A 13,778-nucleotide genomic window follows, 5' to 3' on the forward strand; every position below is an offset into this window, starting at 1 on the left:
CTTTCATAATATTTTCAGTTTTATTTTTTCCCATTTAATTTCCCATAAAGAAACACCCCGGTTTCTTTCGAGACCGGGGTGTTAGAATAATGAGCTGGCGATGACTTACTCTCACATGGGAAACCCCACACTACCATCAGCGCTAAGAGGTTTCACTTCTGAGTTCGGGAAGGGATCAGGTGGTTCACTCTTGCTATGGTCGCCAGCACAACTGGTATGGATACTTGCATTGGTCTTAATATGCCGATGCGTTTTCCAAATCTTTACAGATGGGCTGATTGAATCTTACTTTATTTGTTCATTTTAGCTAAGCATATAACTAAATCAAGTTGCTTTGCATATTAATGAATCGATTGATGCTTTATATACAACTGCTTGGGTGTTGTATAGTCAAGCCTCACGAGCAATTAGTATTGGTCAGCTTCACATATCACTATGCTTCCACATCCAACCTATCAACGTCCTAGTCTCGAACGGCTCTTTAGAGGACATAAAGTCCTAGGGAAATCTTATCTTGAGGTAGGCTTCCCGCTTAGATGCTTTCAGCGGTTATCCCTTCCGAACATAGCTACCCGGCGATGCGACTGGCGTCACAACCGGTACACCAGAGGTTCGTCCACTCTGGTCCTCTCGTACTAGGAGCAGATCCTCTCAAATTTCCAGCGCCCACGGTAGATAGGGACCGAACTGTCTCACGACGTTCTAAACCCAGCTCGCGTACCTCTTTAAATGGCGAACAGCCATACCCTTGGGACCTGCTTCAGCCCCAGGATGAGATGAGCCGACATCGAGGTGCCAAACACCGCCGTCGATATGAACTCTTGGGCGGTATCAGCCTGTTATCCCCAGAGTACCTTTTATCCGTTGAGCGATGGCCCTTCCATACAGAACCACCGGATCACTAAGACCTACTTTCGTACCTGCTCGACTTGTGGGTCTCGCAGTTAAGCGCGCTTTTGCCTTTATACTCTACGCGTGATTTCCGACCACGCTGAGCGCACCTTCGTACTCCTCCGTTACTCTTTAGGAGGAGACCGCCCCAGTCAAACTACCCACCAGACATGGTCCTCGCCCCGGATTACGGGGCAGAGTTAGAACCTCAACATTACCAGGGTGGTATTTCAAGGACGGCTCCATTGGAACTAGCGTTCCAACTTCAAAGCCTCCCACCTATCCTACACAAGTAAGGTCAAAGTTCAATGTCAAGCTGCAGTAAAGGTTCACGGGGTCTTTCCGTCTAGCCGCGGGTACACTGCATCTTCACAGCGATTTCGATTTCACTGAGCCTCTGCTGGAGACAGCGCCGCCATCATTATGCCATTCGTGCAGGTCGGAACTTACCCGACAAGGAATTTCGCTACCTTAGGACCGTTATAGTTACGGCCGCCGTTTACTGGGGCTTCGATCAAGAGCTTCGCTTACGCTAACCCCATCAATTAACCTTCCAGCACCGGGCAGGCATCACACCCTATACGTCCACTTTCGTGTTTGCAGAGTGCTATGTTTTTAATAAACAGTTGCAGCGGCCTGGTTTCTGTGGCTGCCAATAGCTCAGACCGCAAGGGTCATCACCGTCAGCAGCGTACCTTCTCCCGAAGTTACGGTACCATTTTGCCTAGTTCCTTCAGCAGAGTTCTCTCAAGCGCCTTGGTCTACTCGACCTGACCACCTGTGTCGGTTTCGGGTACGATTCCTGTGTAACTGAAGCTTAGAGACTTTTCCTGGAAGCATGGTATCAGCCACTTCGCTGTACAAGTACAGCTTGCTATCAGATCTCAGCATAGAGCACCCCGGATTTGCCTAAGATGCATGCCTACTTCCTTCCACCTGGACAACCAACGCCAGGCTGACTTAACCTTCTCCGTCCTCTCATCGCATTACACAGAAGTATTGGAATATTAACCAATTTCCCATCGACTACGCCTTTCGGCCTCGCCTTAGGGGTCGACTCACCCAGCCCCGATTAACGTTGGACTGGAACCCTTGGTCTTTCGGCGAACGGGTTTTTCACCCGTTTTGTCGTTACTCACGTCAGCATTCGCACTTCTGATACCTCCAGCATACTTCTCAATACACCTTCATCGGCTTACAGAACGCTCCCCTACCACTTGACTAAAAGTCAAATCCGCAGCTTCGGCACATAGTTTTAGCCCCGTTACATCTTCCGCGCAGGCCGACTCGACTAGTGAGCTATTACGCTTTCTTTAAAGGGTGGCTGCTTCTAAGCCAACCTCCTAGCTGTCTATGCCTTCCCACATCGTTTCCCACTTAACTATGATTTTGGGGCCTTAGCTGGCGGTCTGGATTGTTTTCCTCTTGACTACGGACGTTAGCACCCGCAGTCTGTCTCCCGGATAGTACTCATAGGTATTCGGAGTTTGCATCGGTTTGGTAAGTCGGGATGACCCCCTAGCCGAAACAGTGCTCTACCCCCTATGGTATTCGTCCGAGGCGCTACCTAAATAGCTTTCGGGGAGAACCAGCTATCACCAGGCTTGATTAGCCTTTCACCCCTATCCACAAGTCATCCCCTGGCTTTTCAACGACAGTGGGTTCGGTCCTCCAGTTAGTGTTACCCAACCTTCAACCTGCTCATGGATAGATCGCCTGGTTTCGGGTCTATACCCAGCAACTAAACGCCCTATTAAGACTCGATTTCTCTACGGCTCCCCTATACGGTTAACCTCGCTACTGAATATAAGTCGCTGACCCATTATACAAAAGGTACGCAGTCACCGAACAAGTCGGCTCCCACTGCTTGTATGCATGCGGTTTCAGGATCTATTTCACTCCCCTCACAGGGGTTCTTTTCGCCTTTCCCTCACGGTACTGGTTCACTATCGGTCAGTCAGGAGTATTTAGCCTTGGAGGATGGTCCCCCCATATTCAGACAAGGTTTCACGTGCCTCGCCCTACTCGTCATCATTATGTGTGCCCTTTCGTGTACGGGAATATCACCCTCTACGTTCGCACTTCCCAGAGCGTTCCACTAAAACACACATAACTTAATGGGCTGATCCCCGTTCGCTCGCCGCTACTAAGGGAATCTCAATTGATTTCTTTTCCTAAGGGTACTGAGATGTTTCACTTCCCCTCGTTCGCCTTGCAACACTATGTATTCATGTTGCAATACCTACCTTAAAGTAGGTGGGTTCCCCCATTCAGAAATCTCCGGATCAAAGGATATTTGCCGCCTCCCCGGAGCTTATCGCAGGCTATTACGTCTTTCATCGCCTCTGACTGCCAAGGCATCCACCACATGCACTTAATTACTTGACTATACAACCCCAAACAGTCGTCAACACTTACAAGTGAGTGTTGTCCGTGCGATTCTTCATCGCTACTATCTGTTGTCTGTGTACTTAAACACTGTACAGCTTCAATCTAAATTCATATACCAAAACGCTTGATTCAGTTAATTTGCTAGTTCTCAATTCATCTAGATTAATTACTTAATCTAAACTCTTGAGTGAACAATTTATTTCAGACTCAATTTTGCCAATCTGTTAATGAATAAACATGCCTTCGTCAGGTCATGCTTAATACCGTGATACTTAAATCACAGAAGTTAATAAACCAAGATCTAAATCTTTATTTACTAATTTCTGTAATCCGAACTTCTCTTAAGTTCTGGTGGAGACTAGGAGAGTCGAACTCCTGACCTCCTGCGTGCAAAGCAGGCGCTCTACCAACTAAGCTAAGTCCCCAGCTTACATCATCAGTCATGTATCTTTTATCTATAACTTCAACCAGTCAAAGTCATGGTGGGTCTGACAAGACTTGAACTTGTGACCCCACGCTTATCAAGCGTGTGCTCTAACCAACTGAGCTACAGACCCTCAGATACATCTATGAAGAACAACTTGTTGTGGATTCTTACCAATCGTCAATCTTTCGTTAAGGAGGTGATCCAGCCGCAGGTTCCCCTACGGCTACCTTGTTACGACTTCACCCCAGTCATCGGCCACACCGTGGTAACCGCCCTCTTTGCAGTTAGGCTAGCTACTTCTGGTGCAACAAACTCCCATGGTGTGACGGGCGGTGTGTACAAGGCCCGGGAACGTATTCACCGCGGCATTCTGATCCGCGATTACTAGCGATTCCGACTTCATGGAGTCGAGTTGCAGACTCCAATCCGGACTACGATCGGCTTTTTGAGATTAGCATCCTATCGCTAGGTAGCAACCCTTTGTACCGACCATTGTAGCACGTGTGTAGCCCTGGCCGTAAGGGCCATGATGACTTGACGTCGTCCCCGCCTTCCTCCAGTTTGTCACTGGCAGTATCCTTAAAGTTCCCGACATTACTCGCTGGCAAATAAGGAAAAGGGTTGCGCTCGTTGCGGGACTTAACCCAACATCTCACGACACGAGCTGACGACAGCCATGCAGCACCTGTATGTAAGTTCCCGAAGGCACCAATCCATCTCTGGAAAGTTCTTACTATGTCAAGGCCAGGTAAGGTTCTTCGCGTTGCATCGAATTAAACCACATGCTCCACCGCTTGTGCGGGCCCCCGTCAATTCATTTGAGTTTTAGTCTTGCGACCGTACTCCCCAGGCGGTCTACTTATCGCGTTAGCTGCGCCACTAAAGCCTCAAAGGCCCCAACGGCTAGTAGACATCGTTTACGGCATGGACTACCAGGGTATCTAATCCTGTTTGCTCCCCATGCTTTCGCACCTCAGCGTCAGTGTTAGGCCAGATGGCTGCCTTCGCCATCGGTATTCCTCCAGATCTCTACGCATTTCACCGCTACACCTGGAATTCTACCATCCTCTCCCACACTCTAGCTAACCAGTATCGAATGCAATTCCCAAGTTAAGCTCGGGGATTTCACATTTGACTTAATTAGCCGCCTACGCGCGCTTTACGCCCAGTAAATCCGATTAACGCTTGCACCCTCTGTATTACCGCGGCTGCTGGCACAGAGTTAGCCGGTGCTTATTCTGCGAGTAACGTCCACTATCTCTAGGTATTAACTAAAGTAGCCTCCTCCTCGCTTAAAGTGCTTTACAACCATAAGGCCTTCTTCACACACGCGGCATGGCTGGATCAGGCTTCCGCCCATTGTCCAATATTCCCCACTGCTGCCTCCCGTAGGAGTCTGGGCCGTGTCTCAGTCCCAGTGTGGCGGATCATCCTCTCAGACCCGCTACAGATCGTCGCCTTGGTAGGCCTTTACCCCACCAACTAGCTAATCCGACTTAGGCTCATCTATTAGCGCAAGGTCCGAAGATCCCCTGCTTTCTCCCGTAGGACGTATGCGGTATTAGCATTCCTTTCGAAATGTTGTCCCCCACTAATAGGCAGATTCCTAAGCATTACTCACCCGTCCGCCGCTAAGATCAGTAGCAAGCTACCTCTCTCCGCTCGACTTGCATGTGTTAAGCCTGCCGCCAGCGTTCAATCTGAGCCATGATCAAACTCTTCAGTTAAAAATCATTTTGCACCTTATTAAAGACAAGGTGCCAATTCTGGCTCATCAATTTTCTGACTTAAATTTCGCTCAAATAAACTTCGAGTAATTTAAACCAATCAATCAATGATAATATTTCGATCGATCAATCAGTAAAAATCCACACAAGTTGTTCTTCAATTCTCTTAATGATTTTTCTGCTCTTCGTCAGAGACAGAATTCAACGCAATACTAAGTTTTCATCTTAACCCTGTAAGCTAAGATATTCTCGTGTATCGCGTCGGGATGAGTGCATTATAGGGAAAAAAAACTGGCACGCAAGCACTTTTCTAAATATATGTGTTTGACCGACTCTTTTTTACCCAACCAAAAATTTAAAAAGCCAAAACAATCAACCAAGTGATTGATAAATAACAATAAATGCCAAATCATTTATTTTCATTCTTTTTTGATTTTCACTTCTAGTATCTTAATAGGTTGTTTAGGAACGTTCTGATGCATGCCATCATTGGTTGTAGGTACCTTTACAATACGGTCAACCACATCCATTCCTTTAGTTACTTTTCCGAAAACTGCATAACCTGGGTTACCAGCCGAGCGATTTAGAAAACTGTTATCTGCGACATTAATAAAGAATTGACTAGTAGCAGAGTCAGGATTTGCAGTACGAGCCATTGCTAAAGTTCCGCGGGTGTTAGCAATTCCATTTCCAGCTTCGTTTTTGATTGGTGCTCGGGTTGTCTTTTCCTGCATATTTGCAGTAAGTCCACCGCCCTGTACCATGAAACCAGGAATTACGCGATGGAAGATCGTATCTTTATAAAAGTTCGACTTTATATAGGTTTTAAAATTCTTTACGCTGATTGGGGCTTGCTCGTCATAAAGTTGTATTTCTATGTTGCCTAAATTTGTTTGCATTTCAACTAAAGTGTCGGCCCAAACTGAATGACTGCTTAGACCTAAGCAACATAGCATTAATAATTTTTTCATATCTTCCTACAGTAAAATGCAAAACTTAATAGAGGTTAAATTTAATCGTCTATATAAAAGAATTCTAGTGAGTATTTATTATCTTTTATTTAAGGCCTAATATTTTGGATGTGTCCATGTTCCACGTGAAACATGGACCAAACTTTTATTTAGCTATTTTTATCCCAAAATTTTCTAAAGTTTTTACTGAACTCAATGGTGTACCGTTTGGCTTTTTTGGAAATAGGCGTCAAATTTATAAAACCATGAGTTTGATCTGAATATTCTTCATAATGCATTTTGACACCATTTTGGCGTAGCTTATAGCTATAAATTTTGCCTTCATCATGTAATACATCATGCCCAGCAGTAATCACAAAAGCCGGAGGATTCTTCTTCAAGTTGCCATAAGTTGGAGAAATAATTGGATCATCTAGTTCTACGTTATGCTGGGTTGCATAATATTGAGTGACATTATTGATATCGTTATCCGTCAAAACCAACCCTTCGTTATATGCATAGAAGGAAGGATGTCGACTCTTGAAATCGACGGCAGGGTAAATAAGAAGTTGGGCCTGAGGAGCATAAGGTTTATTTACTGATCTTTGAGCCACGACTGTACTGATATTTCCACCTGCACTATCCCCCGCTACCGCAATTCGACCTTTTAATATTTTTAACTGTCTACGATTTTGATATACCCAAGCTAAAGCATCTTCACAAGATTGGATTAAATGGTGAGGGGAAACCTCAGGTGCTAGAGGGTAATCGATACTGAGTACTTGTACTTTTGCATATTTTGCCAATATACGACAAACCTCATCATGAGTATCTAAACCACCAACAACAAATCCTCCTCCATGATAGAAAACAATAAGAGGTAGTTTTTTATTCGGTGCTGGATGATAGTGTCTCGCAAAAACGGTTCCACTTTGGAGAGGTAAACGGATATCTTCTACTAAGTCGATCTCTGTTGACTTGTGGCGTATAGCCAGCATTTGCGTATCGAACTGCCTTCTAGATTCAATTGGGTCTGAACCAATGAAACCGATATGACCCTGTTTAATTTGTACAGCCATCATACATTTAGTAAATGAGTCGAGATCGGGATATTGGTAAGAATATCCAAGAATTTTAGCAAGTGATTCTTGAGCTAATCGAGGTAACTTATCAAGAGCTCGAGCAGCAGGCCCTTGGCCCTTTTCTAGCAATGTTTGAATTTTTTGATTAAATGCTGTCATGCCTATCTCCATGAATTCCTCTTATCCTTCATATTTTCTACAGAATTCTGTTGTTATTTGACTATATTCGCATACAACTCATGTAATCAAGATACAAAGGTAAAACCCAAATTACGCTAATCTGATTTCAAGCAAATGTCATTAACAAATCTGTCACTTAAAACAGGACTTTTTTGCCAATTATTGTTAACAGACAAAAAGAGGTACGATTATGTCAACAAAACTAGTTGTTACTTTATTAGCAACCAGTCTTTTAACTGTAGGCTGTGTGGCTTATACGGACGACCCTTCTTATCGTGGTGGTTATGGTTACCATGATCATGATAGTAATCGCTATGATCGCAATGATGGACGTCGATATAACGATTGGGAACGGAAACGCTGGGAAGAACGTCAAAGAATATATGAACAACAACGAAGAGTTGCTCGCGAACAAGATCGAAATCGTCATGAATGGGATAAAAGACGCCATGATGAGGATAAGAAACGCCGGGATGACGATAAAAGACGCCACGAGTGGGATAAAAAACGGGTAGAAGATCGTGATCACAATCGTCGAGATTCTCGTCATGATGACTAAATTCATTACTATATAAAAAGCCCCAATAAGCTACGTCTTTTGGGGCTTTTTTGAGAATTCTAAACTCTCTTAATTATAGAGTAATGAGTAGCAGCTCACTTCATACATAAATCGGCATCTTAAATATATGACTCTATAATCTTTTAACTATTCTTATCACTAAGAATTACTGAGCTGTTGCAGAACCTGAAACAGAACCAGAAGCGCCAGCATCAACTTGACCTGGTTGTGCTTGGCCAGAAACGCCCGCATCAACACCTACACCAGCTTGTACGCCAGATGGGCTAGCACTTGTTTGAGCAGAACCTGATGCGTTTAAACCAGCTTCAGATGCACAACCAACAGCTGTAAAAGCAACACCAGCAAGTACTACAGAGATAAGACCTAATTTTTTCATAATCGCTTTCCTTTCATTACGACAAACACTTAAATGCAAAGATCATCTTCGCGCTGCCTATAATTCACAATTTTTTTTTCTGGCGTGCGTATCATTGGTTGTCTTTTGTAGTAATAGAAGTACAAATTGTGCAATTTTTTATTAAATTCGCTTCCTTACTCTTAGCTCTATCTTTTATATAAAACTAGCAACTTAAGCTTTTGTTTAATTTTATCAATTTTTAATTTTTATCTAAGCCTTTTGCTCTACTCAAAAAAATTCTCTTTATAGAAACGCTATATAAGGTGCGTAGAATGTTACAGAGGTTTTTTGCTTAAAAATTCCTGTTCCCATTAAAAAAAGCCGGGTATAAACCACGGCTTCTCTAAAAATTTACGATATTTCGATTTAAATTACGGCCACTGCATCTCGCCTTTTACAACTTTTGCACCCAGCTCTAGGCTATCCACACTTTTTAATGTTGGATATTGTTTTTGCATGAGTTGACTTAGCTCACTCGCATTTTTGCTTACTTTAACCGTTTTCTCATAACTCTTGAGATAATCGATCGAAAAGTTAACCGCATCCAAACCTTGTGGAGCTCCCTCAACCATATGGGCAGGAACAACCGTCTGAGGTTGAAGTGCTTTAATGTTTTCTAGCGTTTGAATTACTTCATTACGGTCTTTAACTTTTGGTGTATCTGCCATCCATAAATGAATACCTGAAGATACCGGAATACCACCTACTACTGCCTTAGAAGAAGGAATCCATAAATAAGTAAGTTCTTTCTTACCTTTAATCTCGATTGACTCATTCTCAAGCTTTAAAGTTTTAGCAGTATAAGCTTGAGGCACAATAATTTGGCTAGGCGCATTTGCACCCATTTGTGGACCCCAATACTTCACTTTGAGCGCTTGGGTATCTTGAATATGTTTAACAGTTTCCGGTGTTGCGATGATTTGTACATTTGGAAAGTATTGTTTAAATACGTCTAAGCCAAAGTAATAATCTGGATCGCCATAGCTTACGAAAATTGTTTTTAGCGTTTTACCGCTATCGATAATGTCGGCAGCAATACGTAATGCTTCAGATTTTGAGAATTGCGCATTAACCAATAGAACTTCTTTATCGCCTTCAATTAAAGTAGATGTCACGCCAAAATGTTCGGGTTTAGCCAGAAAACTTTGGATTTTTAGATCTTGTGCAAAAGCTGAGGAAGCCATTGTCAAAGCTGTGGCAGTTGCTAGGGCTGAAGCAGTTAATTTAAAAAATTTCATTATGTATTCTCCAATTTCATGAGAAATACTTTAAATTGCAATTCCTGTAAGGTAAATGCACTAAATTAAGATAAACTGTTGCATATATTGTAATAATGATAATGCATATGGACACATTAAAAGCCATACAAGTCTTTGTTTCTATTGCTCAGCATGGCAATTTAACCAAAGCCGCAGAACACCTGAATTATTCCCGGGCGATGGTTTCTCGTTATCTTGAGCATCTTGAACACACATTCTCGACTCGACTATTTCAAAGAAATACACGAAAAATATCACTCACACCAGCAGGTGAAAAAGCCCTCCTCTACTGTGAAAATATTTTACAACAACAGCAACTTTTACAAGAGTTAGCAGCACCCGAGCAACATAACGGTACGATTCGCTTTACCTGCGGTTTGTTTTTATTTCAATTAGGGGTTGGAGAATGTATTCGCCAATTTAAACAGCAACATCCACATATTCAATTTGATGTATATCTGACTGAAAATACGATGGACTTAATTGATGCTCAGGTCGATCTAGCTTTACGTATAACCCAAAAAGTTGCAGATGGTTTAATTGCACGACCTGTTTGCCAAATCGAGTCCGTTTTCTGTGCACATCCTGATTATTTAAAACAGCACAGCCCCCTCTCCCATCCAAGGCAACTTATTCAACATGAATGTTTAGCTCACCATAGCCAACATCAATTTTGGACACTTTTTGATGAAGAGCAACAACCCCAGAATTATCCTTTAAACGTGACCTTTAAAAGTAATGATGTAAATGCTGTTTATGATATGTGTGTACATGCCCAAGGTGTGGCAATGTTGCCTTCACTATTAATTAAAAAAGATTTAAAAGAAAAAAGACTAGTTCCTTTATTTAAAAACTTTTCAGCTCCTGAATTAAGTTTGTCAGTGGTATATGCATCGAGGCAACATTTACCCAAAATAACGCAGGAATTTATTGCTTTTATGATCGAAAATTTAGATTTTTACTTAAAACCGCAAAATTAAAAGTTTTAAATTGCCGTGTACGCTTGAATTTTTAGGCAATGCCCATACTTCATCCCTATTAATGAATTACAGCATATGCATGGCAGTTCAGGTTTTACCCAGTAAATGCTGATGCCAATAAGGACTGTACATGTTTAAAAACCCATTTAAACGGAGATCATCAATGGCTAATGAGCAAAACGAGCAAGCTCAAGACATTCAACACGAGCAAGCAGAGCAATCTAATGAGCAAACTCAGGCTGAAGGTGTAGAGCAAGCAAACGACGTTACCGTTGAATCTTTACAAGCGCAAATCACCAAATTAGAAGAAAGCCTAAAACTTGAAAAGGCACGTACAGCAAATGCTGTTTACGAAGCACAAAAAAGTGTAGAGCGTATTCAACGTGAGTCTGATAAGCATAAAGAAACTGTGCTTGAAAAATTTGCCAAAGAATTACTTGATTCTGTAGACAATCTAGAGCGCGCAATTCAAGCAGCGGGTAATGAAGAAACCCCAGTACTTGAAGGTATCAAATTAACCTTAAAGTCACTGTTAACTGCGCTTGAGAAATTTGGTGTTGTAGAAGCTGATACTAAAAATGGTTTCAATGCAGATTTACATCAAGCAGTAGGTATTGATCCTAACGCTAAAGCAAATGAAATCGGTACTGTTTTACAAAAAGGCTATACGTTAAATGGCCGCTTATTGCGCCCTGCTATGGTTATGGTTGGTCAATAAGTAAATTTTTGAGAGTTTTTAGATTTTTTTTAGCTAAAACGCTTGAAAAAAATAGATTCACTCTCATATCGGATAACAAGCAAAAACATTGCAAAAGAATTTTTGAGGAAAACGTCACATGGCAAAAATTATTGGTATTGACTTAGGTACTACCAACTCATGCGTTGCTGTACTTGAAGGCGATAAAGTAAAAGTAATCGAAAACGCTGAAGGCGCACGTACAACTCCATCGATCATCGCTTATAAAGATGGCGAGATCTTAGTAGGTCAAAGTGCTAAGCGTCAGGCAGTAACTAACCCGAAAAATACATTATTCGCTATTAAGCGTTTAATTGGTCGTCGTTATGAAGATCAAGCGGTACAAAAAGATATCGGTCTTGTACCTTACAAAATCATCAAAGCTGACAATGGTGATGCTTGGGTTGAAGTAAACGACAAAAAATTAGCACCTCAACAGATCTCTGCTGAAATCTTGAAAAAGATGAAAAAAACTGCAGAAGACTATTTAGGTGAAACAGTTACAGAAGCAGTTATTACCGTTCCTGCTTACTTTAACGATGCTCAACGTCAAGCAACTAAAGATGCGGGTAAAATCGCTGGCTTAGACGTTAAACGTATCATTAACGAACCAACTGCTGCTGCACTTGCGTTCGGTATGGACAAAAAAGAAGGCGACCGTAAAGTTGCAGTTTACGACTTAGGTGGTGGTACTTTTGACGTATCAATCATTGAAATCGCAGACCTTGATGGCGACCAACAAATCGAAGTGTTATCAACAAACGGTGATACTTTCCTTGGTGGTGAAGACTTTGATAACGCGTTAATTGAATTCTTGGTTGAAGAATTTAAGAAAGAACAAAGTGTGAACTTGAAAAATGATCCACTTGCGTTACAACGTTTGAAAGAAGCTGCTGAAAAAGCAAAAATTGAGCTTTCTTCATCGAATGCAACTGAAATTAACCTTCCATATATCACTGCCGATGCAACTGGTCCTAAACACTTAGTGATCAACGTAACTCGTGCAAAACTTGAAGGTTTAGTTGCTGATTTAGTTGCTCGTACAATTGAGCCTTGCCGTATCGCGCTTAAAGATGCTGGTCTTTCGACTTCTGACATCTCTGACGTAATCTTGGTTGGTGGTCAGTCTCGTATGCCACTTGTACAACAAAAAGTACAAGAATTCTTTGGTAAAGAGCCACGTAAAGACGTGAACCCTGACGAAGCAGTTGCAATCGGTGCTGCAATTCAAGGTGCGGTATTGTCTGGTGACAAAACTGACGTTCTTTTATTAGATGTAACACCATTAACTTTAGGTATTGAAACAATGGGTGGTGTATTAACACCAATCATTGAGAAAAACACGACGATTCCTGCGAAGAAATCACAAGTGTTCTCTACTGCTGCTGACAATCAGCCTGCTGTAGATATTTCTGTTTACCAAGGTGAACGTAAGATGGCTCAACAAAACAAATTGTTGGGTAACTTCCAATTAGGTGACATTCCGCCTGCTCCACGCGGTGTGCCACAAATTGAAGTATCTTTCGACATCAATGCTGATGGTATCTTGAAAGTATCTGCTAAAGATAAGAGCACTGGTAAAGAGCAATCGATCCAGATTAAAGCAAACTCAGGTTTGTCTGATGCTGAAATCGAAGCAATGATTAAAGATGCAGAAGCGAATGCTGAAGAAGACCGTAAGTTTGAAGAACTTGCAAAAGCTCGTAACGAAGCTGATGCATTAATTTCAAGCTCGAACAAAGCAGTTAAAGATCTTGGTGACAAAGTTACTGAAGATGAAAAAACAGCTGTAAGCACTGCCGTTTCTGAACTTGAAGCAGCAACAAAAGAAAATGATGTAGAAGATATCAAAGCGAAAACTGAAGCTTTACAAAACATCTTGATGCCTATCACTCAACGTGCTTATGAACAAGCACAACAAGCTGGTGGCGCAGAAGGCTTTGATCCAAATGCATTCCAAGGTGGCGATGCTGGTCAACAAAAAGCTGATGATGGTGTTGTAGATGCAGAGTTTACTGAAGTTAAAGATGACAAAAAATAATTTGTTTCTTTAATAAAAAAAACCGCGCTTAGGCGCGGTTTTTTTATTGGTTACAAAAAATAACAATACGTTTTTTCATATATTTTTAAATTATTTAATGTCAAAAAGGTCAACTATAAAAACTAATGTATTCATTA

General features: G+C 42.0%; 8 protein-coding genes, 2 tRNA genes and 3 rRNA genes. 4 read left to right on the plus strand and 9 right to left on the minus strand.

Annotated elements, in window-relative coordinates:
* Nucleotides 1-92: 92 nt before the first annotated feature.
* The 7 genes from rrf to MJX77_RS05355 all read right to left on the minus strand — a co-directional run bounded on the left by rrf (nt 93) and on the right by MJX77_RS05355 (nt 7,627).
* Nucleotides 93-207: ribosomal RNA gene (rrf, locus tag MJX77_RS05325) — 5S ribosomal RNA — on the minus strand.
* A gap of 179 nt (nt 208-386) precedes the next feature.
* Nucleotides 387-3,279: ribosomal RNA gene (locus MJX77_RS05330) — 23S ribosomal RNA — on the minus strand.
* A 352-nt stretch (nt 3,280-3,631) separates the two neighbouring features.
* A tRNA-Ala gene (locus tag MJX77_RS05335) sits at nt 3,632-3,707 on the minus strand.
* Between the two features lie 55 nt (nt 3,708-3,762).
* A tRNA-Ile gene (locus tag MJX77_RS05340) sits at nt 3,763-3,839 on the minus strand.
* 59 nt (nt 3,840-3,898) lie between these two features.
* Nucleotides 3,899-5,436 (minus strand): 16S ribosomal RNA (locus MJX77_RS05345).
* The 16S, 23S and 5S rRNA genes sit together here with 2 tRNA genes alongside, the layout of an rRNA operon.
* 419 nt (nt 5,437-5,855) lie before the next feature.
* On the minus strand, nt 5,856-6,407 hold the full coding sequence (locus tag MJX77_RS05350) for a peptidylprolyl isomerase (protein ID WP_252060721.1): 552 nt from the start codon (nt 6,405-6,407) through the stop codon (nt 5,856-5,858).
* A 149-nt stretch (nt 6,408-6,556) separates the two neighbouring features.
* Nucleotides 6,557-7,627 (minus strand): alpha/beta hydrolase, encoded by a 1,071-nt coding sequence (locus tag MJX77_RS05355; protein ID WP_252060722.1) that lies wholly within the window; start codon nt 7,625-7,627, stop codon nt 6,557-6,559.
* A 211-nt stretch (nt 7,628-7,838) separates the two neighbouring features.
* Here MJX77_RS05355 and MJX77_RS05360 point away from each other — a divergent pair, with 211 nt between their 5' ends.
* Nucleotides 7,839-8,207: a hypothetical protein gene (locus tag MJX77_RS05360; RefSeq protein ID WP_191901072.1), complete on the plus strand. Its 369-nt coding sequence runs from the start codon at nt 7,839-7,841 to the stop codon at nt 8,205-8,207.
* 166 nt (nt 8,208-8,373) lie between these two features.
* Here the strand turns inward: MJX77_RS05360 and MJX77_RS05365 are convergent, their stop codons facing one another.
* Both MJX77_RS05365 and MJX77_RS05370 read right to left on the minus strand, forming a co-directional pair.
* The gene (locus MJX77_RS05365; protein ID WP_000733015.1) at nt 8,374-8,604 is read right to left on the minus strand and encodes a hypothetical protein; all 231 of its coding nucleotides are present in this window, start codon (nt 8,602-8,604) and stop codon (nt 8,374-8,376) included.
* A 392-nt stretch (nt 8,605-8,996) separates the two neighbouring features.
* Nucleotides 8,997-9,863 carry an MBL fold metallo-hydrolase gene (locus MJX77_RS05370; protein ID WP_252060723.1) on the minus strand — a complete coding sequence of 289 codons (867 nt, stop codon included), beginning with the start codon at nt 9,861-9,863 and terminating at the stop codon, nt 8,997-8,999.
* A gap of 107 nt (nt 9,864-9,970) precedes the next feature.
* Between MJX77_RS05370 and MJX77_RS05375 the strand changes: the two genes are divergently transcribed.
* The 3 genes from MJX77_RS05375 (at nt 9,971) to dnaK (ending at nt 13,641) form a co-directional block, all read left to right on the plus strand.
* Entirely contained in the window at nt 9,971-10,864 is an 894-nt protein-coding gene (locus MJX77_RS05375; protein WP_252060724.1) for a LysR family transcriptional regulator, read from the plus strand.
* 163 nt (nt 10,865-11,027) lie between these two features.
* The gene (gene grpE, locus MJX77_RS05380; RefSeq protein WP_252060725.1) at nt 11,028-11,582 is read left to right on the plus strand and encodes a nucleotide exchange factor GrpE; all 555 of its coding nucleotides are present in this window, start codon (nt 11,028-11,030) and stop codon (nt 11,580-11,582) included.
* A gap of 118 nt (nt 11,583-11,700) precedes the next feature.
* Nucleotides 11,701-13,641, plus strand: coding sequence for a molecular chaperone DnaK (gene dnaK, locus MJX77_RS05385; protein ID WP_004795542.1), 1,941 nt, complete (start codon nt 11,701-11,703; stop codon nt 13,639-13,641).
* The last annotated feature ends 137 nt before the right edge of the window (nt 13,642-13,778 follow it).

The sequence above is a fragment of the Acinetobacter sp. AHP123 genome (assembly GCF_023757925.1).
Taxonomy (GTDB): Bacteria; Pseudomonadota; Gammaproteobacteria; order Pseudomonadales; family Moraxellaceae; genus Acinetobacter; species Acinetobacter oleivorans.